Raw genomic sequence first — 22,973 nt, 5'->3', positions numbered from 1 at the left:
ATCATTGACACAATTCTGCTGGTTTTATAGATTATATCGATTTGGCTAAAACGTGCTAACTTATAAATAGTTAAGGGATTGGAATGTCAAAAGGCATAACTTCGCGAGACAAGGATTACTCCCGCTGGTATCAGGACATCGTTCTGCGGGCGGAACTGGCCGATTACGCGCCGGTCAAGGGCTGCATGGTGATCCGGCCCCACGGGTATGCGATCTGGGAAAAAATGCAGGCCGAGCTGGACCGGATGTTCAAGGAAACCGGGCATGTCAACGCATATTTCCCGCTGCTGATCCCCGAGGAATTCCTCCGCAAGGAAGCCGAGCATGTCGAGGGTTTCAGCCCCGAGTGCGCCGTGGTCACCCACGCCGGCGGCAGCGAGCTTGAAGAACCCTATGTGATCCGCCCGACGAGCGAGACGATTATCTGGAGCATGTACCGCAAGTGGATCCAGAGCTACCGCGACCTGCCCCTGCTGATCAACCAGTGGTGCAACGTGATCCGCTGGGAGCTGCGTACCCGCCTGTTCCTGCGCACCACCGAGTTTCTCTGGCAGGAGGGCCACACGGCCCACGCCACCGAAGCCGAGGCCGAGGCCGAAACCAGGCGGATGCTGGAGGTTTACCGCTCGTTCGCCGAGGACACGATGGCGATGCCGGTGATCTGGGGACTCAAGACCGAGCGCGAAAAATTCGCCGGCGCGTTGCGGACATATACTATCGAGGCGATGATGCAGGACCGCAAGGCGCTCCAGGCGGGCACCAGCCACAACCTGGGCCAGAATTTCGCCCGCGCGTTCGATGTCGATTTCCTGGACGCCGACGGTGAGCGCAAGCTGGTCTGGGCCTCGAGCTGGGGTGTCAGCACCCGCCTGATCGGCGCGCTGATTATGGTCCACAGCGACGACAACGGCCTGGTACTGCCGCCGAAACTCGCGCCGATCGAGTGCGTGATCGTGCCGATCTACCGCTCGGACGACGAGCGGGAGAGGGTGCTGGAAAAAGCGAACCGGATCAAGCGGGAACTGGCCGGCAGGTTCAGCGTGCAGCTCGATGACCGCGACCAGTTCAAGCCGGGATTCAAGTTCAGCGAGTGGGAGCTCAAGGGCGTGCCCGTGCGGATTGAGCTCGGCCCCCGCGATGTGGACAACGCTCAGGTAGTGCTGGTCCGTAGAGATAGTGGCGAAAAGAGTTTCGAGCCGATGGAAGGCCTGGCCGATAATGTCGCGGCCCTGCTTGACAAGGTCCAGCAGGGACTCTACGATAAAGCGCTGGCCTTCCGCGAGGAAAATACCAGGAAAATAGACAGCTACGATGAGTTCAAACAGTACATGGACGATGAGGGCGGGTTCGCGCTGATCCACTGGGCGGGAGACCGCGAGGACGAAGAGCGGATGCAGCGGGAAACGAAAGCTACTATCCGCTGCATCCCGCTCGATGCTGAACAGGAAGACGGCAAGTGCATTCTCACCGGGAAACCCTCCGCCCTCAGAGTGGTGGCGTCACGGGCTTATTGAGAGTGCCGAAGTCGAAGGGAGAACTGACTGCGTGCTGGTAGGAATCGTCGCCGACAGCCATGACAACGTACCGATGCTCGGACGGGCTGTGGAGCATTTTAATGCCGCCGGCTGCGAGCTGGTGATCCACGGCGGCGATGTGGTGGCTCCGTTCGCAATCGAGGTGCTGGGCGACCTCAAATGCCCGTTCAGGGCGATCTACGGCAACAACGACGGCGAGAAAGTGGGCCTCAAGCTGAAAGCCGCCGCCCTCGGCGGTTCAATAGAGGAGCCGCCTGTCCAGTTCGAGGCCGGCGGGCTTGTAATCCGCGTGACCCACGATTGCTCTGATTGGGAAGCCGAGGCCGCGCAGCACGACGCTGACGTGATCATCTTCGGCCATACCCACGACACGCTTGTCGAGACCGCCGGTGAGCGAAACACTCGGGTGGGGATCAACCCCGGCGAATGCGGCGGATGGCTCACCGGCGATTGCACCGCCGCGCTACTCGATACCGAAACACGCGCTGTCAGGATTATCGATCTTAAACTGGACCCGGGCATGGAGATCGAAGGATCAGAAATCAGCTGACAGCCCGGGTCCTTGAATTTTAACGCATTACAACCAAAATAACCTGAGAAGATGGATAAATGCCGAAACGTACCGACTTAAAGAAAATATTGATTGTCGGCTCCGGGCCGATCGTGATCGGCCAGGCCTGCGAATTCGATTACTCGGGCACTCAGGCCTGCAAAGCTCTCCGTGACGAGGGTTACGAGGTGGTGCTGGTCAACAGCAATCCCGCCACGATCATGACCGACCCGGAAACAGCCGATGCGGTCTATCTCGAACCGATTGTTCCCGATGTTGTCGCCAAGATTATCGAAAAAGAGCGTCCCGACGCCCTGCTGTCCACGATGGGCGGCCAGACGGGTCTGAATGTCTCGGTGGAGCTGGCCGATAGCGGCGTGCTGGACAAGTTCGGGGTGGAGCTGATCGGCGCCAAGATCGAGGCGATCAAAAAGGCCGAGGACCGGGAGTTGTTCGGCAACGCGATGAAGAAAATCGGGCTTGACCTGATCCGTGGAGATTACGCGCGTAACATGGAGCAGGCGCGGCAGGTCGTCGAAAAAATAGGCTTCCCGGTGATTATCAGGCCCTCGTTTACGCTGGGCGGCTCCGGCGGCGGCCACGCCGACAACATCGAGGAATTCGAGAAAGCCGCCAAATGGGGCATCGACCTCTCGCCGATCAGCGAGATTCTGGTCGAGGAATCCGTGCTGGGCTGGAAGGAATACGAACTGGAGGTCATGCGCGACCTCAAGGACAACGTGGTCATTATCTGCTCCATCGAGAATTTTGACCCGATGGGGATCCATACCGGCGACAGTATCACGGTGGCTCCGGCCCAGACCCTGACCGACAAGGAGTACCAGCGGATGCGCGATGCCTCGCTGGCTGTGATCCGTGAGATCGGGGTCGAGACAGGCGGCAGCAATATCCAGTTCGCGGTCAACCCGGAAAACGGCCGGCTGGTGATTATCGAGATGAACCCGCGCGTGTCTCGTTCGAGCGCCCTGGCCAGCAAGGCCACCGGTTTCCCGATCGCCAAGATCGCGGCCAAGCTCAGCGTGGGCCTCACGCTGGATGAGATCCCCAACGATATCACCCGGCAGACCCCGGCCTCGTTCGAACCCACTATCGATTACGTGGTCACCAAGATTCCGCGCTTCACGTTCGACAAGTTTCCCGGCGCCGACGATACGCTGACCGTGCAGATGAAAAGCGTGGGCGAGGTGATGGCTATCGGGCGGACATTCAAAGAGTCGCTGCAGAAAGCTCTCCGCGGCCTGGAAACCAACCGCTACGGCCTGGGGGCCGACGGCCGCGAGATCGAAATGCCGGAAAAACTGGCAGACGAACTCCGCCGGCCCAACTCCGAGCGCGTGTTCTATATCCGTCACGCCCTGCGCGAGGGCTGGGACCCGCAAAAAATCTACGAGCTCAGCGGAATCGACCCGTGGTTTATCTGGCAGATGCAGGAAATTGTCGAGATGGAGGGCCGTCTGAGCAAGCTGCGTTCCAAGAGCGGGCTCAGCGCCGACGTGCTCCGCGAGGCCAAGCGGATGGGGTTCAGCGACTACCAGATCGGCAGCCTGACCGGGATCGATGAACTGGAGATCCGCTCCCTGCGCAAGAGCAGGGGGGTGCAGGTGGTGTTCAAGCGTGTCGATACCTGCGGCGGCGAGTTCGAGGCCCATACTCCCTATTTGTACAGCACCTACGAGAGCGAGGACGAGTCCTGGCCCACGCGGCGCAAGAAAGTGATGATCCTGGGCAGCGGTCCCAACCGGATCGGCCAGGGTATCGAGTTCGATTACTGCTGCGTGCAGGCGGCGTTCGCGCTCAAAGAGGAGGGTTACGAGTCGATCATGGTCAACTCGAACCCGGAGACGGTCAGCACCGACTACGATACCTCGGACAGGCTCTATTTCGAGCCGCTGACGCTCGAGGACGTGCTGAATATCGTCGATATCGAAAAGCCGGACGGAGTGATTGTCCAGTTCGGCGGGCAGACCCCGCTCAAGCTGGCCGTGCCGCTGGCCGAGCAGGGCGTGCCCATTATCGGCACCCAGCCGTCGAGTATCGACCTGGCCGAGGACAGGGAACAGTTCGGCAAGCTGCTCGAGCAGCTGGGGATCGAGCATCCGGCCTACGGGATCGCCTACAACGAAAAAGAGGCGAGCAGGATCGCAGCGAATATCGGCTACCCGGTGCTGGTGCGTCCCAGCTACGTGCTGGGCGGCCAGTCGATGGTGATCGTCTACGACGAGGAATCGCTGAAACGGTACATGAAATCGGCGATGGACGCCTCGCTGGGCAAGTCGATCCTGATCGACCGCTACTTGGAAAACGCTGTCGAGGTCGATGTGGACGCAATCTGCGACGGTGAGCGCACGGTGATCGGCGGGATCATGCAGCATATCGAGGAAGCCGGTATCCATTCCGGCGACTCGGCCTGCGTGATGCCTCCGCTGAAGCTCGGCAAGAGTGTGCTGGACGCCCTGCGCAAGTCCACAACCGAACTGGCCAGGGCGCTCGACGTGATCGGGCTGCTGAATATCCAGTATGCGGTCAAGGACAAGAAAATCTACGTGCTCGAGGTCAACCCGCGGGCCAGCCGCACCGTGCCGTATGTCAGCAAAACTATCGGCGTCTCCCTGGCCAAGCTGGCCACCAAGGTGATGATCGGCCGTAAGCTGGATGAACTTGGATTTGCGCAAGAGCGCAGTTTCGATCATATTTCAATCAAGGAAAGCGTTCTGCCGTTCATCAAGTTTCCCAACGTCGATATCCTGCTGGGACCGGAGATGAAAAGTACCGGCGAGGTTGTCGGCATGGACAGGAGTTACGGCCTGAGCTATGCCAAGGCCCAGATGAGCGCGGGTAACGCTCTGCCGGTGGAGGGAGCCGTGGCGGTCAGCCTCAGTGACCGGGACAAGGAAAACCTGCTGCCCAGCGTCAAGAAACTGGCCAGGATGGGATTTGTCATCTACGCCACCGGCGGTACACACGATTTCCTGAAGAGCAAGCGGGTCAAGAGCCAGCGGGTGCATAAGGTGGGAGAGGGCAGCCCGAATATAGTCGACCTGATCAGCGAAAAGAAAGTGAGTCTGCTGATCAATACTCCTTCGGATAAGAAAAGCCAGTACGATGCCGCGGCGATGAGGCGGGCGGCGCTGACCGGTTCGATCCCCTATGTCACCACCAAGGCCGCCGCGATTGCTGCTGTGGAGGGAATCGAGGCGTTACGTAAGGGCGAGATCCAGGTCACCAGCCTTCAGGAATACAACGCATGAAAAAGATCCTGGTAGTGGATGATGTTCCGGAAAACAGAGATATTTTTGCTGTCGGCCTGGAGGATGAGTATCAGGTGCTGCAGGCCGCCGACGGGGAGGAAGGCCTGGAAGTGGCCGAGCGGGAAAAACCGGACCTGATTTTTCTGGACGTCTCCATGCCTGCCGGCATGGGCGGGCTGGACACGATAGCGGCATTGCGCAAGCACCATGAGTTGTACGGCATACCGGTGATAGCGATCACGGCGCACAGCGTGGTCAGTGCCAAACGGGCCGTGGAACGGGGCTGCAACGATTTTATGCTCAAGCCTCTGACCGCGGACAAAATCCGGGACAAGCTGATCGAATGGCTGCCAGAGGACCAATAACTGCTGGTGAGATGCACGCCGAATCATACCGGCGGATATCCCGCCTGGCGGCGTTTGCCGTTGTTTATCTGCTGGTGCTGGCGTCATCATGCAGCAAGGCTGAAAACGATCCGCATCAGGTGGCGGAGCAGTTTATCCGGGCGCTGCATACCGCGGACAGCCGGCTGCTGGATGGCCTGATGGCCTGGGACAAGGTAGCGATCAGCCAGTATTACGTAAGCCACGGTTACTACGACGCGCTGACGCCCGAGAAGCAGCAGGAAGTCCTGAATTCTTACAAGGAAATGTTTTTTCAGGACTACCTCCCGGCCGCCTCGGAGGGAAGATATTCAGTGGAGGTAGTTTATATCGCGCGCGGCAGCAGTAATGCGATAATCAATACCGAGTTCGGCCCGCAAGCCGGCGGTGAGGTAAAAAACACCGAAAAGAAACGCTTTACGTTAGAAATGAGTTTGATTGAGAGCAGGAACAGGTGGTATATTATCGATTTGAACAATTTTATCCAGCTTAACTTCTTGAGGGGAGACTACGATCTGAAAAAATTTTATCTGCCTGAACCGATCCGGTAAGCGGAAGGTACTACTGAACCTAAATGGGACGGGGGATCAAGATGGATACCAATTTTCCGGAATGCCTTAAATGCAGGGCCGGCCTGCTCATACCCCTGAGCGACTATGGCCGCGACGGCTCATCGATTCGATACAAGGCATGGGTTTGTACCAACCCGGACTGCGGATTCCATCTCCGGATCGACAACGGAGAAGTGAGTATCGGCAAGGACATCGGACAGTCCTTCAAGTAAACAGCTCGATAATGCGATGCCCGCCGGGGCCCTCAGGCTCCGGCGGTCGTTTAGGTAGACAAATCCCGGGGGCGACCCGGGCAAGCGGGAGTTTCTGAACCTAGATTTCCCCAACTCTTTTCCGACAATAGTTAATCGTTGTATGCAACCCAGGGGTGACCATGATTCCGGTACTGACAGCCGGTCAGATGCGGGAGGTCGACCGCTTTACAATCGAGGAGCTGGGCCTGCCGGGCGCGGTTTTGATGGAAAGCGCCGGCCGCTCGGTGGTGGATGCGATGTTCGAGTCTCCGGCTCTCGGAGCTTGCAGTTCCCCGCTGATTCTATGCGGAAAAGGCAACAACGGCGGCGACGGGTTCGTGGCGGCACGCTGGTTGAAAGAGCGCTGTGCTCCCGGCTGGCCCAGGGTGCTTCTCGCCGGACGGCTGGATGAGTTGAGCGGCGATGCGGCTCTGATGGCGGCGGCGGCGGTTAACTTCGGCGTCAATGTAATCGAGCTGACGGACGATACTCTCCACCTTCTGGCCGAGGAGGTCTCGGCCTGCGATGTGGTGGTCGACGGGCTGCTGGGTTCGGGGGCGGCCGGCGCTCCCTGCGGGATTATCGCCGGGATTGTCGAGACGGTCAACGAATATTCCCCGCCGCTGGTGGCGATCGATTCGCCGACAGGGGTGGAGATGGATACCGGCGCCGTGCCCGGAGACAGCCTGGGCGCCGTGCTGACTGTCACGTTCGGGTACGAGAAACCGGGGCACAGGTTTTATCCGGGTCGCGCCCGTTGCGGCGAGGTGATCTGCGCGGATGTCGGCTTCCCTCGCCAGGCCCTGGATCGTGCCGGCTGCAAGCTGTATGTCTGCGAGCGCGAGGATGTGCGCCGCGGGCTGCCGTCGCGAAGGCCGGACAGCAACAAGGGGGATTTCGGCAAGCTGCTGGTAATCGGCGGCTCGACCGGACTGACCGGCGCGCCGGTGATGAGTTCTCTGGCTGCGATGGCCGTCGGGGCCGGGATGGTTACCGCCGCGGTGCCTGAATCGCTCAACAACATATTTGAAACCAAGCTGACCGAGGTCATGACCCTGCCGCTGCCCGATGACGGCGCTGGGAATATCACTGCCGACGCAGTGGATAAAACCGCCGGGTTTATCGACGCTGAGATGGACGTGGTGGCCCTCGGTCCGGGTATCGGCCGTAGCGCCATGACAGCGGAATTCGTCCGTCGGCTCGCTCCGCGCCTCAAGGTGCCGGTGGTGGTGGACGCCGACGGGCTCAATGCGTTCGCGGGCAAGGCCAAAAAGTTCTCGTCCTTCGGCGGGCCGGTGGTTATCACGCCCCATCCCGGCGAAATGAGCCGGATCAGCGGCAAAACAGTCAAGGAGATTGTCGCCGATCCGGTAAAGGCAGCGCGGGACTTTTCCGCTTCCACCGGCGCAACCGTGCTGCTCAAGGGGCCGCCGACCGTGATCGCCCAAGAAAGCGGCAGGACGGTTATCAGCCCCACCGGCTCGCACGCGCTGGCCAAAGCGGGGTCGGGCGATGTGTTAACCGGAGTGATCGCGGCTCTGATCGCCCAGGGCACGGAGCCTTTTGCCGCATCGTTCTGCGGAGCCTGGCTGCATGGCACGGCAGGGGAGCTGGCCGGAGAAGTGTTCGGGGAATACAGCGTGCTGGCCAGTCATGTCACAGAGGCGCTGGGTGAAGCGCTCGCCGTGGTCAGGGACGAGGTATGAAGTTTGCGCGGAGTAAAGTTGCCTGAACACTGCTTTTAACTTGACATACGAGTTGAATGGAGATAGTTTGTTATGTCTGTGTTAATAATAGACTTGGATGATCTGAAATCGGGTTCCAGCCATGCGCGTGGCGAAGTTTCTCCGGACGAGCTGGAAATTGGCCCGGACTCTCCGTTCAAGTTTAATGGTCCGCTCAAACTGGATGCCAGACTCAGCACGACAGACCAGTTGAGTTTTCATGTCACCGGCAAGCTGAGTTATGAGGCTGATGGCGAGTGCAGACGGTGTCTCAAACCGGTAACTGTGAACCTAATCAGCGACTTGCGCTGTATGTACGCTTTACCCGAAGCGCTGAAAAAGCTTGAGATGAGCGAAGAGGAGCGCCAGAAAGAGGGTATCTTCACTCTCGATCAGGCGGCCAGGCAAGTCGACCTTGGCGAGGCTGTGCGGGAAGTCCTGGTTTTGGAGTACCCGAGATATCTCGAGTGCGCAAATGGTTGCCGGGAACTCTGTTCCAGCCGCGGTGCGGACCTGAACGAAGCAAGCTGTGAAAGCAGGGACGAATCAGTGGACCCGCGCTGGGGCAAATTACTGGAGTTGAAAAACAAGAAGTGAAACATATCTGATTCGATGCGGCTTTATCGCTTTTTCGGTTAAAGCCGCATCTTATTAGCCGTTAAGGAGGATTGATGGCTGTACCCAAGAGAAAGACGTCGAAATCACGTAAGAGGAAGAGAAGAACGCATTTTAAGATTGACTCACCCGCCGCTAGCACATGTTCCAATTGCGGGCAGGTTAAGCAACCCCATCGCGTCTGCCCTCATTGCGGGCACTACAAGAACCGCGAAGTTATCGAAGTGGTGGAGTGAAGCTGTTCCGGCCGTCTCGGCGCGCCGTTCAGCCCGCACCTAATACAAGACACGGGGTAGTGCAGCATGAGGATAGCTCTCGATGTGATGGGGGGCGACCATATGCCTGCGGTTCCGATCAAAGGTGCCGTACAGGCGATTCAGGAACTCGACGGGGATTTCGATTTATGCCTCGTGGGTGATGAGGAGAAGGTTTCCGAGTGCCTGGCCAGGCTCTCGGACGTGGATAGCGGCAGGATCGAGATTATCCATGCGCCCGAAGTTGTCGAGATGGCCGAAAGCCCGACAGTCGCTCTCCGCAAGAAAAAGCAGTCCTCGATCGCTGTTGGCATGGCACTTCAGGCCGAGGGCAGGGCCGATGCGTTCATCAGCGCGGGAAACACCGGCGCTGTAATGGCCGCCGCCCTGAGGAGCCTGGGCCGGATCGGCGGCATCAGCCGTCCCGGAATCTGCAGCGTGTTTCCCACAACCCGCAGCTCCTGCGTCGTACTCGACGTCGGCGCCAATGTCGATTCAAAGCCGCTCCATCTCTTGCATTTCGCGTTGATGGGTTCTATATACTCGGAGAAGGTCCTGGGTACCAGCAATCCCCGCGTTGGTCTTCTCAGCGTTGGCGAGGAGCCCTCCAAGGGCGACGAGTTGACAGTGGCCACCCATAAATTGATGACCGCGAGCCCGCTGAACTTTATCGGCAACGTGGAAGGCGGCGACATCTTCGATGGTACGGCCGATGTTGTGGTCTGCGACGGGTTTGTGGGTAACGTGGTGCTCAAGCTCAGCGAGCGAGTCTTGAGCCTGCTGGTGGAGCACCTCAAGAAGCAGATCAAGGCCAGCCCGCTGGCCGCGATGGGTTTCGTGATGCTTAAGGGAGTATTCGATGATATGAAACAGACCTTCGATTACGCCGAATACGGCGGCGCTCCGCTGCTGGGTATCGAGGGTACGACCATTATCTGTCACGGGGGATCGACTCCGCGCGCAATCCGTAACGCTATCAAATGCGCCAGGCTCGCGGTTCTCAATAAAGTCAACCAGGTAATCAGCGAAGAAGTCAAGAATTACCAGACGGAAAATTCCACAAATGAAAAATTATCTTAAGATTCTATCGACCGGCATCTCGCTACCGGAAAAAGTTTTAAGCAATACCGATCTCGAACGGATGGTAGAGACCAGCGACGAATGGATCCTGACGCGAACCGGTATCAGGGAACGCAGGATTGCCGGTAACGGAGTGGCTACCTCGGATATAGGAGCCGAGGCGGGCAGGATGGCTCTGGATAGCGCAGGCAGGAGCGCTGTGGATGTGGATCTGATCCTGGTGGCCACCGCCAGCGGCGACCATCTGTTTCCATCCACTGCCTGTATCATCCAAGATCGCCTGGGCGCTGTCAACGCGACCGCTTTCGACATTTCGGCCGCCTGCAGCGGCTTCCTTTATTGCATGACAGTCGCCTTCAGTCTGCTCAGAACTGGAGTTTACCGTAACGTCCTGATTATCGGCGCCGAGACGCTGAGCAAGATCACCGATTATTCCGACCGCGACACCTGCGTGCTCTTCGGCGATGGGGCGGGGGCGATGCTGGTTGAACTGGGCACTGACGGCAAGGGTTTGTTCGCCAGCCACCTCGGCAGCGACGGTAGTTTAGCCGGACTGCTCAACGTGCCCGCCGGCGGCAGCAGGATGCCCGCCAGTGCGGATACTGTTTCGGCTAACCAGCATTACATCAAGATGAACGGCAACGAATTGTTCAAGGTGGCTGTGCGCTCGATGGAGGAGGCGGCGATAAAAACTCTCGAGAAGGCCGGCGTCGATTCAGCCGATCTCGACCTGCTGATTCCTCACCAGGCTAATATAAGAATTATCAACTCTTTGCGTAAACGGCTCGGGGTCGACGAGAAAAAGTTGTATATCAATATCGAGCGGTTCGGCAATACGAGCGCCGCATCGATTCCGATCGCATACCACGAGGCGCGCAGCCGGAATCTCTGCGATCAGAACTCCAAGATCCTGCTGGTGGCTTTTGGTGGGGGGATTACCTGGGGCGGAGTTTTGATAAGAGGCTGATCCATAGAATTACGAAAGTTATCTCAAGTGACATCTGATGTAAAAACTGCGGTTGTGTTCCCCGGTCAGGGTTCCCAGTTCGTGGGTATGGCCCGGGAGTTATACGACAACTACGGCGAAGTACGCCGGATGTACGAGCAGGCCGCGGACACCCTGGGATTCAACCTGGCGAAAGTCAGTTTCGAGGGGCCCGATGAACAACTGGCCCAGACCCGCATTACCCAGCCGGCCATATTCGTCCACAGCGTGGCCGCCTGGCGCCTGCTGCAGGCCAGGGGTTTCGTGCCCTCGATAGCCGCGGGACACAGTCTGGGTGAGTACAGCGCCCTGGTGGCCGCAGGGTTTGTCGATTTCGTGCAGGCCCTGGAACTGGTTGGCCTTCGCGGTGAGCTTATGCAGGAAGCCGGGGAGAAAGCGCCGGGTGCGATGGCGGCGGTTATCGGTATGAAAGACGGCGAGATTACCGATTTGTGCGCTGCCGACAAGGGGATTGTGGTGCCGGCCAACTTCAACGCCGACCGGCAGGTTGTAATCTCCGGCAGCCGGGACGCTGTGTTGCGGGTGATGGAGGCCGCGGGCGCGGCCGGAGCGCGCATGGTCAAGCGCTTGAATGTCAGCGGTGCGTTCCACAGCCCGCTGATGGACTACGCCGCGGGTCCGATGCGGGATAAGCTGGCCGGAGCCAATATCTCGGCCGGCGAGATTCAGATTGTACCGAATGTCACCGCGAAGCCTGAATCCGACCCGGATCGCGTGCGCGGCCTGCTGGTCGATCAGATCACCAGTCCGGTACGCTGGACTGAGAGCATGCGCGCGATAGTGGCCTTGGGAGTAACTTCGATGGTGGAAGTGGGACCCGGCAACGTGCTCTGCGGCCTGATGCGCAGGATCGACCGCTCTGTCGAAACCGCGACAGCAGGCAAGCTCGAGGAACTCGAACGCTTCGGCGTCTGACCCAGTTTGATCTTTACTTTTAGGGGGGGCGTTATTAATATGGTGCTCAAAGAGCAGACTGCCCTGATAACCGGCGGAGCGCGCGGTATCGGCAAGGCGATTGCCGAGCGCCTGGCTGCCGACGGGGCCGATATTGCCGTGGTCGATATCGATCTCGAGCAGGCGCGCAGCACCGCCTCCTCGATCGCCGAATCCACGGGTCGTAAAACCGAGGCCTATAAGTGCGATGTCTCCGATTTCGGCCGGGTTGGCGAAGTCGTGAACAAGATCGTTTCCGCTTTCGGCAGCATCGACATTCTGGTAAATAACGCCGGCATTACCCGCGATTCGCTATTGATGCGGATGAAACCCGAGGACTGGGACATTGTCCTGGCGATCAACCTCAAGGGTTCGTTTAATTTTATCCAGGCCGCCAGCCGCCAGATGATGAAACAGCGCTCAGGCAGCGTAATCAACATCTCCTCGGTGGTAGGCTTGATGGGCAATCCGGGCCAGGCCAACTATTCGGCGTCCAAGGCCGGCCTGATCGGCCTGACCAAGTCGGCGGCCAAGGAGTTCGCCCCGCGCGGGGTGCGGGTCAACGCCGTGGCTCCGGGCTTTATTGAAACTGAACTGACTGCCGGCTTGCCCGACGAGGTCAAGAAGCATTGGCGTGAAACAATCCCGCTGGGGCGCGGGGGTACGGTGCAGGATGTTGCCGCGGCCGTTGCTTTCCTGGCCGGACCTGATTCATCCTACCTCACCGGCCAGGTATTGCCGGTTGACGGGGGCATGGTGATGTAAGACACTTATTTTCACCAGTGATAATAATGGCAATGAGCCGGTTTACAATCAAACCTTAATTCTGTGGAGGATGATAGATGTCCGATTACGCTGCCAAGGTCAAAGAGATCATTATCGAGAAGCTCGGTGTCGACGCCGAGAAAGTTACCGAGGACGCCTCGTTCGTGGAAGACCTCGGGGCCGACAGTCTGGATACTGTCGAACTGGTAATGGATTTCGAGGAAGAGTTCGATCTTGAAATCCCCGACGAGGAAGCTGAAAAGCTGACCACTGTCGGTTCCGCGATCAAGTATCTCGAAGAGAAGCTCGGTTCCAAAAAATAAGTTGTCAGGCTTTTTCTCTCTCTGGCGCCGTTTCTTCCGTTTGCGGACGTTCCCTCCTGGTGCGCCCGGTGGTGAGACGGCGCCCTTTTATCGAAAGCGGGTACAGGCTGCCGGAGTGCCGGGAAATGCGCCCGCTGTGGCAATGGTGTATCTCTCATCGGTTGGATATGTCAATATGATTAAGGAATCATCGATGGCCAGAAGAGTCGTGATAACCGGGCTCGGGGCGATAACCCCTCTTGGCAATGACAAAGAGACCACCTGGAATGGTCTACTCAAGGGCAAGAGCGGAATAGCGACTATCGAGTCTTTTGATGTCAGCCAGTTCAGTACCCGGTTCGCGGGCGAGGTGAAAAGTTATGAAGCCGGCGAGTACATGGACCGCAAGGAACTCAAACGCACCGACAAGTTCGTGCAACTGGCCATCGGGGCCAGCGCGATGGCCATGCGGGATTCGGGTATCGGCGAAGTGACCGATCCGGCGGAACAGGAACGGTTCGGCGTCATTATCGGATCCGGAGTAGGCGGTATCGGGACCCACGAGGCTCAGCACTCACGCTACCTCAAAGGCGGTCCGGGGCGCATCAGCCCGTTCTATGTGCCGATGATGATTTCGGATATGGCCGCCGGCAACGTCTCGATCCATTTCAAGGCGCGCGGGCCGAATTTCTGCACGGTTTCCGCCTGCGCATCGTCAGGCCACGCCGTGGCGATGGCCTACCGCTCGATCAAGTATGGTGAATCCGACTTGATGCTCTCCGGCGGCACCGAGGCCTCGGTGACTCCCATGGGACTGGGCGGTTTCTGCTCCTGCAAGGCGCTCTCCACCCGTAACGATTCTCCCGAGACAGCCTCGCGCCCGTTCGACAGGGACCGTGACGGGTTCGTGCTGAGCGATGGCGCCGGGATACTGGTCCTGGAAGAACTGGAGCACGCACAAGCCCGTGGAGCCAGAATCTACGCGGAAGTGGCCGGGGCCGGCAGCACTGCCGATGCCTATCATATCACTGCTCCGGTGCCCGGCGGCGAGGGTTCGATGAGGGCCATGAAGCTGGCCGTGCAGGAAATGGGGCTGGAACTCGAAGAGATAGACTATATCAACGCTCACGGCACCTCGACGCCGCACAACGATCCGACAGAGACTAACGCGATCAAGGCCCTGTTCGGTCCGTGGGCTAAGGACGGCCTGGTGGTCAGTTCCACAAAATCCTCGGTTGGCCACATGCTGGGCGCCGCCGGCGGGATAGAGGCTATTTTCTCGGCGCTTGCGATTTACCATGGCATCGTACCGCCGACGATCAATTATACGACTCCCGATCCCGAATGCGATCTGGATTACTGTCCCAACGAGGCCCGTCCGCTGAAAATCCGGGCGGCTCTGAGCAACTCGCTGGGTTTCGGCGGTCACAATATCTCGATAGGGCTGAAAGCGGTCTGATAATACCGGATGCAGAATCCGCCGGATGACGGCCGCGTGAATGGCTGGAAAAATGTACCGGGCGAAAAGCCGACAGCCTGCTTCCACCCGGTTCCCTACCAGGATGAATTGATGCTGGGCTGGCCTGGAAAGATATTAGCAGTCCTGATCGGCACACTGCGCGGGAACAAACGCTCCTCGAGTCGGCAGCTGGAGTGTCTGGAACGGCAGATCGGCTACAGGTTCAATGACCGCGTGCTGTTGTTTAAAGCCCTTTCCCATCTCTCCTGGGTTAACGATCAGGGCGGGGACTATGCCGACAGCAACGAACGCCTGGAGTTTCTGGGCGATGCCGTGCTCGACCTGGTTGTCAGCGATTATCTCTACGCACGCTTCGAGTCGGCGAGGGAAGGCAAGCTGACCCGGCTTAAAAGCTCGATAGTTTCCCGTTCGGCTCTGGCCGCGCAGGCGGCGAAGTTCGGTCTCGAAGAGCATGTCATTTACTCCCGGGATAATTTCACCGAGCTGGAGCGCGGCAGGCAGTCCATGATTTCCAATTGCCTCGAAGCGATTATCGGCGCGATCTACCTGGATGGCGGTCTCGAGGCGGTGCGCTCGTTCGTGTTTGAGAAAATCCTGGACAGCGGCTGGGGAGAAGTGGTCTACGATGACTTCCAGGAGGCTAAAAATACACTGCTGCACATCTCTCAGGTCAACTTTCACTGCCAGCCCAACTACCAGATAGTTGCCAAAAACGGACCTGAACACGCCCGAGAGTTTATCTGCGAGGTCCGGGTGGCGGGCCGTCTGATGGGCAGCGGCAGCGGTGCCAGCAAGAAAGACGCTGAAAAACAGGCCGCCATGCATGCCGTGGAACGGCTCGAAAAGCTGGAACTCGACAACGAAGACAAATGACGAATGACACTGCCAGTATAAATTCCCGGGAGAAATGTAATGGATTATTTTCTGACTGAAGAGCAGTTGGAGATCAAGCGCCTGGCGCGCAGAATCGCTGAAACTCATATCGTACCGCAACGCGAGCAGCTTGACCGTGACGCTGAGTTTCCCCATAAAATCATGGCCGAAATAGCCGAGGCGGGCCTGCCGGCAATCTACATCCCCGAGGAATACGACGGGGTCGGTCTGGGCGTGCTCGAGCTGGTGATTGCGACCGAGGAAATCAGCCGCGCCTGCGGCGGCGTGGGAGTTACCTATGCGGCCAGCGCCCTGGGAAGTTTCCCGATTATCATTGGCGGTGATGACGCGCAGAGAAAGCGCTTCCTGCCCCCGATCGCCTCCGGCGAGAAATACGCCGCTTTCTGCCTCACCGAGTCCGGGGCCGGCAGTGATGCGGGCAATCTCCAGACTTTCGCGCGCAAGGTTGGCAACGAGTACGTGCTCAACGGAACCAAACAGTGGATCACCAACGGCAAGGAAGCCCACACCTACACCGTGTTCGCCAAAACCGACAAGGAAAAGGGCGCCCGCGGGATCAGCGCGTTCGTGGTGGAAAAAGGCACGGAGGGCCTCAAGTTCGGCAAGAAGGAAGATAAGCTCGGTATCCGCTGTTCCGCCACCTACGAGGTCATTTTCGAGGACTGCGTGATTCCCAGAGGTAATCTGCTGGGCCGTGAGGGAGCGGGCTTCGGGGTGGCCATGCGCACTTTCGACAAGTCCCGTCCGGGGATCGGCGCACAGGCGGTGGGGATCGCCCAGGGTGCGTACGAAGCCGCGCTCAACTACGCCCATACCCGTCAGCAGTTCGGCCAGTCGATTCTCAATTTCCAGGCGGTCAGTTTCATGCTGGCCGACATGGCGATCCAGATCGAGGCCGCCCGCGGACTGACCTACCAGGTGGCCCGCATGATCGACAGCGGCGCGCGCCATTACGGCAAGGAAAGCGCCATGTGCAAGGTGTTCCCCAGCGACGTGGCGATGAAAGTGACTACCGATGCGATCCAGGTTATGGGTGGCTACGGTTACATGAAAGATTACCCGGTGGAGAAATTCTTCCGCGACGCGAAGATCTGCCAGATCTACGAGGGTACGAACCAGATTCAGCGGCAGATTATCGCCGGTGAGCTGGTTCGGGAGCTGGCGTGCAACTAGAGGAGGTGCGGAAATAGGGCTGGAACTGACGCAGGGCCTTTACGACCCGCGGCTGGTTGAGGTGGCCGGGAAACTCGCCACCGGAAGGCGGCTGGAGCGAGAGGACGGGTTGACCCTGTTTGAAACTGACGACCTGCTCGGTCTGGGGCGGCTGGCCGATCATGCCAACCGCCTCAAAAACGATGACCGGGTTTATTATATAAACAACCTGCATATCAATTACACCAACGTCTGCGTCAACAACTGCACCTTCTGCGCCTATCGCCGTCAGGAGGACCAGGACGGGGCGTTCTTCATGCCGGTTGACCAGATCCTGGCCAAGGCGGGGCACCTCTGGCACGATAAGGCTGTCGAATTCCACATTGTCGGCGGCTGCCATCCATCGGCCAGGCTGGACTACTACCGCGAGATGTTGAGCAGTTTGGCCGATGCATACCCGCGCGCTCACCTCCAGGCTTTCACCGCGGTCGAGATCGACAATATCGCCCGTGTCGAGGGGACCGGCGTCGGCGAGGTCCTGTCCGCCCTGCGCGAAAGCGGCCTCGGCTCCATGCCGGGAGGCGGGGGAGAGATATTCGCGCCCAGGGTCCGCGAGCGAATCTGCCCCGAGAAAATCAGCGGCGAGCGCTACCTGGAAGTCATGCGCGAAGCCCACCTGCTGGGAATCCCCACCAATGTCACCATGCTCTTCGGCCATATCGAGGCTGTGGAGGACCGGGTGGACCACCTGCTGGCAATCAGGGGGCTTCAGGACGAGACCGGAGGATTCAATTCGTTTATCCCGCTGCTGTTCCATCCCTGGAACACGAGGCTGGAGGAGTTGAGCAAGGCTGGCGGTATCGATACGATCAAGACTATCGCCATCTCGCGCCTGCTGCTGGATAACATTAAGCATATCAAGGCGTTCTGGATCATGCTCGGGATTGCGCTGACCCAGATGTCGCTGTTCTTCGGAGCGGATGATGTCAACGGCACGGTGCTTGAGGAGAAGATTACCCACGAAGCCGGAGCCGACACGCCCCAGCACATGCCGGCTGAGAAACTTGAACAGCTGATCCGCGATGCCGGCCGCACACCGGTGGAGCGGGATACGCTTTACAATCCCGTGCAGAGCTGATTTCCCGACCGGAGGGGATATGATGAACCGGCCACGACTTCTCTTCATCTCGTTTCTAATCTCTGCCTGCTTAACTCTTTGCATTTCAAGGGATATCTTTTCTCAGAATGCCGTATCTGCTATCGAACCACCGGTGGACGATCTCGCTTTTGAGCAGATAAAAGAATCTTTTGAGTACGATAAAGAGCTTCCGCTGGAGCCGCTGGTTTACGATAACTGGCCCTGGCGCGGCCCCCAGGTCGAGTATGACGAGCAGCATTTCCTGCCGCCGGAAAAATACAACAGCGAAATTCTCCAGTGGCTCGAGCTGTACCTGTAAGCAAACCATCGCCCGGCTTTCAGGGGATACTTTCGACATTAATCGAAAAGAATTCCTCGGAGCTTGCTCCGGGGTAACTAGTTCCAATCGAAATGTAGGGGCGGACCCATGTGTCCGCCCGTGGGGGTGGGGCTAAAAAGGATCAAATAAAACCTTTTGATACCTCGCAGCTCTGCTGCGGGGTAGTTCATTTGCAGCCTGCCTGATTGGTTTGCGCTGCACGGCTATCCCTGAAAATATTGGCAAACACGTAACGACACCTTAAATTAGACGCTTCGCTTTCGGCCGGATCACATCTGAATCGAATAACGGAGTATCGAGATGCGAAATCCGAAGTTGTTGGCTTACGTGTTGGCTGCGGCCGGAGCTCTGAGTCTGCTCGACATTCTTATCGGCGGCGGGCTGCTGCTGGCTGCCGAGGGCGGCGGACATCATGCCGGGCCTGATCTCGGCGGCAATCTGCCCCTGTGGTCGATTGTCCCGTTCGCTGGGCTCCTGCTCAGTATCGCTGTTTTCCCGCTGGTCGCGCCCCATTTCTGGCACCATCATTTTCCAAAAATCAGTGCGGCCTGGGCGTTGCTGTTCGCCATTCCGTTTCTGATCGCCTATGGCGGCGCCGCCCTGTACGAGATCCTGCATATCTACCTCGCCGACTATATCCCCTTTATCATCCTGCTCTGGGGCCTGTACACCGCCAGCGGGGGGATTCTGGTGCGCGGAAAGCTCAAGGGCACTCCGCTTGTCAATACAACGTTCCTGCTGATCGGCACGCTGATCGCATCATGGGTCGGGACCACCGGCGCGGCCATGCTGCTGATCCGCCCCCTGATCCGTTCCAACCGCGACCGGAAAAGCAAGGTTCATATCGTCGTGTTTTTCATCTTCCTCGTCGCCAATATCGGCGGCAGCCTGACACCGTTGGGCGACCCGCCCCTGTTCCTGGGATTCCTGCACGGCGTCTCTTTCTTCTGGACCATGAAATTGCTGCCGATGATGTCGTTCGTGGCGGTGATTCTGCTCGTGCTGTTCTTCGTAATCGATACGATTCTCTACCGGAGGGAGCAAGCCGGCCGAACGCAGGCCCGGGACGAAGCAGGCGAGAAGGGAAAAATCAGCATCGTCGGTCTCTACAACCTGATTTTCCTGATGGGGATCATGGGCAGCGTGCTGATGAGCGGAATGCTGCACCTGGGCGAGGTCAATATCGGCGGCGTGCACGTGGGCATCCAGAATATCATGCGCGATGTGCTGATAGTGGCGATGGGCCTGCTGTCGCTGCATTTCACCCCGAACGCACTCCGGCGCGAAAACGAGTTCACCTGGTTTCCGATCCTGGAGGTGGCCTACCTGTTCGCCGGGATTTTCATGACCATCATCCCGGCCCTGATGATCCTTCGCGCGGGCGAGCACGGCGCGCTGGCGTTCCTGGTGGAGACAGTCAAGGAGCCGCGGCATTATTTCTGGGTAACGGGCATACTCTCCAGTTTCCTGGACAACGCGCCGACCTACCTGACATTTTTCAACAGTGCGCTGGGCCAACTGATGCCTGGAGTCCCCGAGGCGGTAGGTGTTCCGGAGTTGATGACGACTTACAAAACATACCTGTTGGCGATCAGTTGCGGAGCGGTGTTCATGGGCGCCAATACCTATATCGGTAACGCGCCCAATTTCATGGTGCGCTCGATCGCCGAAGAGAGCGGAGTCAGCATGCCCAGCTTTTTCGGTTTCATGCTGTACTCAGGCGGAATTCTGATCCCGTTGTTCTTCGTGGTAACCCTGATTTTCTTTTAGCTCGGACAGGACTGAGTTTGGCAGGTCCACAGGCGGAGCCCGGCACGGGTTTCCGCCTGTTTTTTTCCCAGCGGATTTGGTTGGTTGAAAACAGGATAAGAAATTATATTTAATATTTGTCCGATACGGGCAATTCAAGAATGAACCGGGGAAAGGGATGAGCGGCAGTTTTATCAGCAGGGGCTTGGAATTGCTGGAGCACACCGGCCTTCACGAGTTGGCCCACCAGGCCGACGAGGTTCGCAGGCGGATGCACCCGGATGGCGTGGTGACGTTTATCAACGATCGCAACATCAACTATACCAACGTCTGTGTAAGCCGCTGCCGGTTCTGCGCCTTCCATCGCGCTCCGGGACGAAACGGCGGCTATGTGCTGGCCTACGAGCAGGTGGGGGAGAAGATCGAGGAGGCGAAAAAGCTGGGAGCGGTCCAGATACTGCTCCAGGGCGGCCTCCATCCCGAATTGCCTCTGAGCTGGTACGAGGGACTGCTGCGCTACATAAAAACTCATCACTCGATCCACGTACACGCATTCTCCGCGCCGGAGATCGACCATCTCTGCGCTCTTGCCGGCCTGAGCCACGGGCAGGTTATCGGCAGGCTGCGCGACGCCGGCCTCGACTCGATACCCGGCGCCGGAGCGGAGATGCTGTGCGCGCGGGTACGCAAGGCGGTCAGCCCGAACAAGGTCGGCGTAAAAAAATGGCTGGCGATTCACGAAACCGCACACCGGATGGGCATACGCACAACCGCCACGATGGTCTACGGGCTGGGAGAAACCATGCGGGAAGTCGTAATCCACTTTCGCCATATCCGCAAGCTGCAGGAGGAGACCGGCGGTTTTACCGCGTTTATTCCCTGGAGTTTCCAGCCCGACAACACGCGCATGCCCCGGCTCAAAACCCTGCCTGCCCTTTATCTCCGCATCCTGGCCGCCGGCCGGGTGCTGCTGGACAACGTCCCTTCGGTTCAGGCCTCCTGGGTAACCCAGGGACCTGATATCGCCCAGATGGCGCTCCATTTCGGCGCTAACGATTTCGGCAGCACGATGCTGGAGGAAAATGTGGTCCGGGCCGCCGGCTGCCGGTTCAAGGTGATGGACGAGCAGGTGATTTCGCGCCTGATCCGCCAGTCCGGATTCAAGCCCGCGCTCAGGCGGCAGGATTATTCGGTTATCCGCTATCTCTGAACAACCGGAGGATAATTTGGGCGCTAAGATTACGATTCCCGATACCTTCACCGGCCTGGCTGTAATCGGCGGCAGCGGAGCATACGAGCTGGACCTGGGAAAAATCGGCACGGTACTGGACGAAATCGCGGTGGATACTCCGTTCGGCCGGGTGGATGGAATCCTACTGATCGAGCCCGGTGAGCACGCGGGACCGCTGGCGTTTGTTTCGCGCCATGGTCGCGAGGGCTACCGCGTGGGCGCCTGGGATGTCAACTATCGCGCGCTGATCTACGCGTTGAAAGAGATCGGCACAACCCGGCTAATCGCCTGGAGCGGTCCCGGCGCTGTCGACCAACGGTTCGAGCCGGGCGATTACGTGCTTCCCGACGGGATAATCGATCTCACCAGACACCGTCAGGATACGTTCTACCACGGCACTGGCCTGGGCTTTATCCGTCAGCATCCTGTCTTCTGTCCCGATCTTCACGCTGTGATGCTCAGGGTTCTGGCAAGCAGGGGAAACAAGTACCACGATGGCGGAGTCTACGCGGCTACCGAAGGCCCCCGGCTGGAGACCGCCGACGAGGTCCGGATGATTTCTCGTCTGGGCGGCGATCTGGTGGGCATGACTTTGGCCCCGGAGGTCTTCCTGGCCCGTGAACTGGAAATCTGTTATCACCCGCTGTGCTACGTGGCCAACTGGGCGGAGGGCGTAGGCGAGCTGCCGTTCAGGGGCGGTGAGCTGTTCGAGGGCATGCTGGAGGGAGACCGGGTTGAAAGAGTAGGTGAAGCTGTCCAGGGTCTCGCGGACGTGGTCCGGGAGCTTGCCGCCCTGATCGACCCGTCAGCCGCCAGGCAGTGCCCGTGCTCGCAGGCCATGCTGCGCTATCGGCGCGAGGGACGCGTTGGCGAGGACTGGCATGGTTGGATTGGCCTGCCGGAGTAACTTATCCTGACCTCCGGTTGACTTGTCCGGCAAACGGCTCTAAATTCGACTTTTACGGAAAAATAATTGCGGAAACCGGTAATCCGCGTGAGACCGTCCGAAACCACGGAGTGTGTACTGATGGCGGCACAAGTGATGATTATTATGGGCAGCGAATCCGACCGTAACGTGATGGCGAAAGCCGAGGATATCCTCAAAGAGGCGGGAATCGAGTTTGTGACCCATGTCTCCAGCGCTCATCGCGACCCCGACGGGACCCGTGCGCTGGTGGAGAGGGCCGAGCGCGACGGGACGGGGGTGATTATTGCCGGTGCGGGCATGTCCGCGGCGTTGCCGGGCTATTGCGCATCGCTGTGCAAGCTGCCTGTGATCGGCGTCCCGGTCGCCTCGGGAGCGCTGCAGGGTATCGACGCCCTGTTGGCGATAGTCCAGATGCCTCCCGGTGTGCCCGTGGCTGCCGTGGGTATCGACGAGGCCAGGAACGCCGCCCTTCTGGCGATCCGTATCCTGGGGAAGGCGTGAGTGACTGAACAGCTTGTCGGGATAGAGGGGGCCGCGTTCCCCGCTGAGCTGCCCGGGCGCGCAGCCGGCGTTGTAAAGGACGGGGGAGTGCTTATTCATCCCACGGCCACGATCCACGGTTACGGCTGCCGTTTCGACATGCCGGAGGCGGTGAGCAGAATCAGACGTATCAAGGGCCGCGACGAGGAGAAGCCGCTGATCGTACTGGTGCCCTCGGCCGGCTGGATCGACCGGATCTGTATCGGCGTTCCGCAGGCAGCGCGCGAACTCGCGGCAAAATACTGGCCCGGCGGGCTGAGTCTCGTGCTGCCTGCCGCTGAATCATTCAGGGCTGCCTGT

22 protein-coding genes and 1 pseudogene are annotated in these 22,973 nt (G+C 58.9%); all 23 read left to right on the top strand.

The features are described 5' to 3' along the window. The first annotated feature begins 83 nt into the window (after positions 1–83). The 23 genes and pseudogenes from FVQ81_06950 to purE all read left to right on the top strand — a co-directional run bounded on the left by FVQ81_06950 (position 84) and on the right by purE (position 22,973). Positions 84–1,514, top strand: a complete 1,431-nt coding sequence (locus FVQ81_06950) for a proline--tRNA ligase (protein MBW7996293.1) — start codon at positions 84–86, stop codon at positions 1,512–1,514. Then, positions 1,435–2,085, top strand: a complete 651-nt coding sequence (locus FVQ81_06945; protein ID MBW7996292.1) for a metallophosphoesterase — start codon at positions 1,435–1,437, stop codon at positions 2,083–2,085. The genes FVQ81_06950 and FVQ81_06945 overlap by 80 nt, the downstream gene beginning before the upstream one ends. Before the next feature lie 59 nt (positions 2,086–2,144). After that, positions 2,145–5,354, top strand: coding sequence for a carbamoyl-phosphate synthase large subunit (gene carB, locus FVQ81_06940; GenBank protein ID MBW7996291.1), 3,210 nt, complete (start codon positions 2,145–2,147; stop codon positions 5,352–5,354). Next, positions 5,351–5,719 (top strand): response regulator, encoded by a 369-nt coding sequence (locus FVQ81_06935; GenBank protein ID MBW7996290.1) that lies wholly within the window; start codon positions 5,351–5,353, stop codon positions 5,717–5,719. Before carB ends, FVQ81_06935 begins: the two co-directional genes overlap by 4 nt. A gap of 11 nt (positions 5,720–5,730) precedes the next feature. Beyond that, positions 5,731–6,288 (top strand): hypothetical protein, encoded by a 558-nt coding sequence (locus FVQ81_06930; GenBank protein MBW7996289.1) that lies wholly within the window; start codon positions 5,731–5,733, stop codon positions 6,286–6,288. A gap of 41 nt (positions 6,289–6,329) precedes the next feature. Further along, positions 6,330–6,521, top strand: a complete 192-nt coding sequence (locus tag FVQ81_06925; protein ID MBW7996288.1) for a hypothetical protein — start codon at positions 6,330–6,332, stop codon at positions 6,519–6,521. 161 nt (positions 6,522–6,682) lie between these two features. Further along, positions 6,683–8,248, top strand: a complete 1,566-nt coding sequence (locus tag FVQ81_06920; protein ID MBW7996287.1) for an NAD(P)H-hydrate dehydratase — start codon at positions 6,683–6,685, stop codon at positions 8,246–8,248. Between the two features lie 72 nt (positions 8,249–8,320). Continuing rightward, on the top strand, positions 8,321–8,863 hold the full coding sequence (locus FVQ81_06915) for a DUF177 domain-containing protein (protein ID MBW7996286.1): 543 nt from the start codon (positions 8,321–8,323) through the stop codon (positions 8,861–8,863). A 74-nt stretch (positions 8,864–8,937) separates the two neighbouring features. Next, positions 8,938–9,117, top strand: coding sequence for a 50S ribosomal protein L32 (locus FVQ81_06910; protein ID MBW7996285.1), 180 nt, complete (start codon positions 8,938–8,940; stop codon positions 9,115–9,117). 66 nt (positions 9,118–9,183) lie between these two features. Then, positions 9,184–10,215, top strand: coding sequence for a phosphate acyltransferase PlsX (gene plsX, locus FVQ81_06905; GenBank protein ID MBW7996284.1), 1,032 nt, complete (start codon positions 9,184–9,186; stop codon positions 10,213–10,215). Further along, positions 10,199–11,182 carry a ketoacyl-ACP synthase III gene (locus FVQ81_06900; protein ID MBW7996283.1) on the top strand — a complete coding sequence of 328 codons (984 nt, stop codon included), beginning with the start codon at positions 10,199–10,201 and terminating at the stop codon, positions 11,180–11,182. The genes plsX and FVQ81_06900 overlap by 17 nt, the downstream gene beginning before the upstream one ends. A gap of 81 nt (positions 11,183–11,263) precedes the next feature. Beyond that, entirely contained in the window at positions 11,264–12,136 is an 873-nt protein-coding gene (gene fabD, locus FVQ81_06895; GenBank protein ID MBW7996282.1) for an ACP S-malonyltransferase, read from the top strand. A gap of 39 nt (positions 12,137–12,175) precedes the next feature. After that, positions 12,176–12,919 carry a 3-oxoacyl-[acyl-carrier-protein] reductase gene (fabG, locus tag FVQ81_06890; protein ID MBW7996281.1) on the top strand — a complete coding sequence of 248 codons (744 nt, stop codon included), beginning with the start codon at positions 12,176–12,178 and terminating at the stop codon, positions 12,917–12,919. Positions 12,920–12,996: 77 nt separating this feature from the next. Continuing rightward, entirely contained in the window at positions 12,997–13,242 is a 246-nt protein-coding gene (locus FVQ81_06885) for an acyl carrier protein (GenBank protein ID MBW7996280.1), read from the top strand. A 193-nt stretch (positions 13,243–13,435) separates the two neighbouring features. Beyond that, positions 13,436–14,680 carry a beta-ketoacyl-ACP synthase II gene (gene fabF, locus FVQ81_06880; GenBank protein MBW7996279.1) on the top strand — a complete coding sequence of 415 codons (1,245 nt, stop codon included), beginning with the start codon at positions 13,436–13,438 and terminating at the stop codon, positions 14,678–14,680. Between the two features lie 9 nt (positions 14,681–14,689). Then, positions 14,690–15,574, top strand: a complete 885-nt coding sequence (gene rnc, locus FVQ81_06875) for a ribonuclease III (GenBank protein MBW7996278.1) — start codon at positions 14,690–14,692, stop codon at positions 15,572–15,574. A gap of 39 nt (positions 15,575–15,613) precedes the next feature. Then, positions 15,614–16,768, top strand: coding sequence for an acyl-CoA dehydrogenase (locus FVQ81_06870; protein MBW7996277.1), 1,155 nt, complete (start codon positions 15,614–15,616; stop codon positions 16,766–16,768). A 25-nt stretch (positions 16,769–16,793) separates the two neighbouring features. Beyond that, the gene (gene mqnE, locus FVQ81_06865) at positions 16,794–17,885 is read left to right on the top strand and encodes an aminofutalosine synthase MqnE (GenBank protein MBW7996276.1); all 1,092 of its coding nucleotides are present in this window, start codon (positions 16,794–16,796) and stop codon (positions 17,883–17,885) included. 133 nt (positions 17,886–18,018) lie between these two features. Then, positions 18,019–18,204, top strand: a complete 186-nt coding sequence (locus FVQ81_06860) for a hypothetical protein (protein ID MBW7996275.1) — start codon at positions 18,019–18,021, stop codon at positions 18,202–18,204. A gap of 321 nt (positions 18,205–18,525) precedes the next feature. Next, positions 18,526–19,995: a sodium:proton antiporter gene (locus tag FVQ81_06855; protein MBW7996274.1), complete on the top strand. Its 1,470-nt coding sequence runs from the start codon at positions 18,526–18,528 to the stop codon at positions 19,993–19,995. A 157-nt stretch (positions 19,996–20,152) separates the two neighbouring features. Further along, positions 20,153–21,184 carry a dehypoxanthine futalosine cyclase gene (gene mqnC, locus FVQ81_06850; GenBank protein MBW7996273.1) on the top strand — a complete coding sequence of 344 codons (1,032 nt, stop codon included), beginning with the start codon at positions 20,153–20,155 and terminating at the stop codon, positions 21,182–21,184. Positions 21,185–21,239: 55 nt separating this feature from the next. Then, positions 21,240–22,112 carry an MTAP family purine nucleoside phosphorylase gene (locus tag FVQ81_06845; GenBank protein MBW7996272.1) on the top strand — a complete coding sequence of 291 codons (873 nt, stop codon included), beginning with the start codon at positions 21,240–21,242 and terminating at the stop codon, positions 22,110–22,112. A gap of 120 nt (positions 22,113–22,232) precedes the next feature. Further along, positions 22,233–22,973, top strand: a pseudogene (gene purE / locus FVQ81_06840) (5-(carboxyamino)imidazole ribonucleotide mutase).

The organism is Candidatus Glassbacteria bacterium (assembly GCA_019456185.1).
GTDB lineage: Bacteria > Gemmatimonadota > Glassbacteria > GWA2-58-10 > GWA2-58-10 > JAJRTS01.
This window is presented reverse-complemented; position numbering and strand designations above follow the sequence as displayed.

Bases quoted from the DNA above. Each gene is read 5' to 3' on its own strand.
- FVQ81_06885 (MBW7996280.1), top strand. From the start codon at position 12,997: ATGTCCGATTACGCTGCCAAGGTCAAAGAGATCATTATCGAGAAGCTC.
- plsX (MBW7996284.1), top strand. From the start codon at position 9,184: ATGAGGATAGCTCTCGATGTGATGGGGGGCGACCATATGCCTGCGGTT.
- rnc (MBW7996278.1), top strand. From the start codon at position 14,690: ATGCAGAATCCGCCGGATGACGGCCGCGTGAATGGCTGGAAAAATGTA.
- FVQ81_06950 (MBW7996293.1), top strand. From the start codon at position 84: ATGTCAAAAGGCATAACTTCGCGAGACAAGGATTACTCCCGCTGGTAT.
- FVQ81_06935 (MBW7996290.1), top strand. From the start codon at position 5,351: ATGAAAAAGATCCTGGTAGTGGATGATGTTCCGGAAAACAGAGATATT.
- FVQ81_06900 (MBW7996283.1), top strand. From the start codon at position 10,199: ATGAAAAATTATCTTAAGATTCTATCGACCGGCATCTCGCTACCGGAA.
- fabF (MBW7996279.1), top strand. From the start codon at position 13,436: ATGGCCAGAAGAGTCGTGATAACCGGGCTCGGGGCGATAACCCCTCTT.
- mqnC (MBW7996273.1), top strand. From the start codon at position 20,153: ATGAGCGGCAGTTTTATCAGCAGGGGCTTGGAATTGCTGGAGCACACC.
- carB (MBW7996291.1), top strand. From the start codon at position 2,145: ATGCCGAAACGTACCGACTTAAAGAAAATATTGATTGTCGGCTCCGGG.
- FVQ81_06910 (MBW7996285.1), top strand. From the start codon at position 8,938: ATGGCTGTACCCAAGAGAAAGACGTCGAAATCACGTAAGAGGAAGAGA.
- FVQ81_06915 (MBW7996286.1), top strand. From the start codon at position 8,321: ATGTCTGTGTTAATAATAGACTTGGATGATCTGAAATCGGGTTCCAGC.
- FVQ81_06930 (MBW7996289.1), top strand. From the start codon at position 5,731: ATGCACGCCGAATCATACCGGCGGATATCCCGCCTGGCGGCGTTTGCC.
- FVQ81_06855 (MBW7996274.1), top strand. From the start codon at position 18,526: ATGCGAAATCCGAAGTTGTTGGCTTACGTGTTGGCTGCGGCCGGAGCT.
- FVQ81_06870 (MBW7996277.1), top strand. From the start codon at position 15,614: ATGGATTATTTTCTGACTGAAGAGCAGTTGGAGATCAAGCGCCTGGCG.
- fabG (MBW7996281.1), top strand. From the start codon at position 12,176: ATGGTGCTCAAAGAGCAGACTGCCCTGATAACCGGCGGAGCGCGCGGT.
- FVQ81_06945 (MBW7996292.1), top strand. From the start codon at position 1,435: ATGCTGAACAGGAAGACGGCAAGTGCATTCTCACCGGGAAACCCTCCG.
- FVQ81_06920 (MBW7996287.1), top strand. From the start codon at position 6,683: ATGATTCCGGTACTGACAGCCGGTCAGATGCGGGAGGTCGACCGCTTT.
- FVQ81_06925 (MBW7996288.1), top strand. From the start codon at position 6,330: ATGGATACCAATTTTCCGGAATGCCTTAAATGCAGGGCCGGCCTGCTC.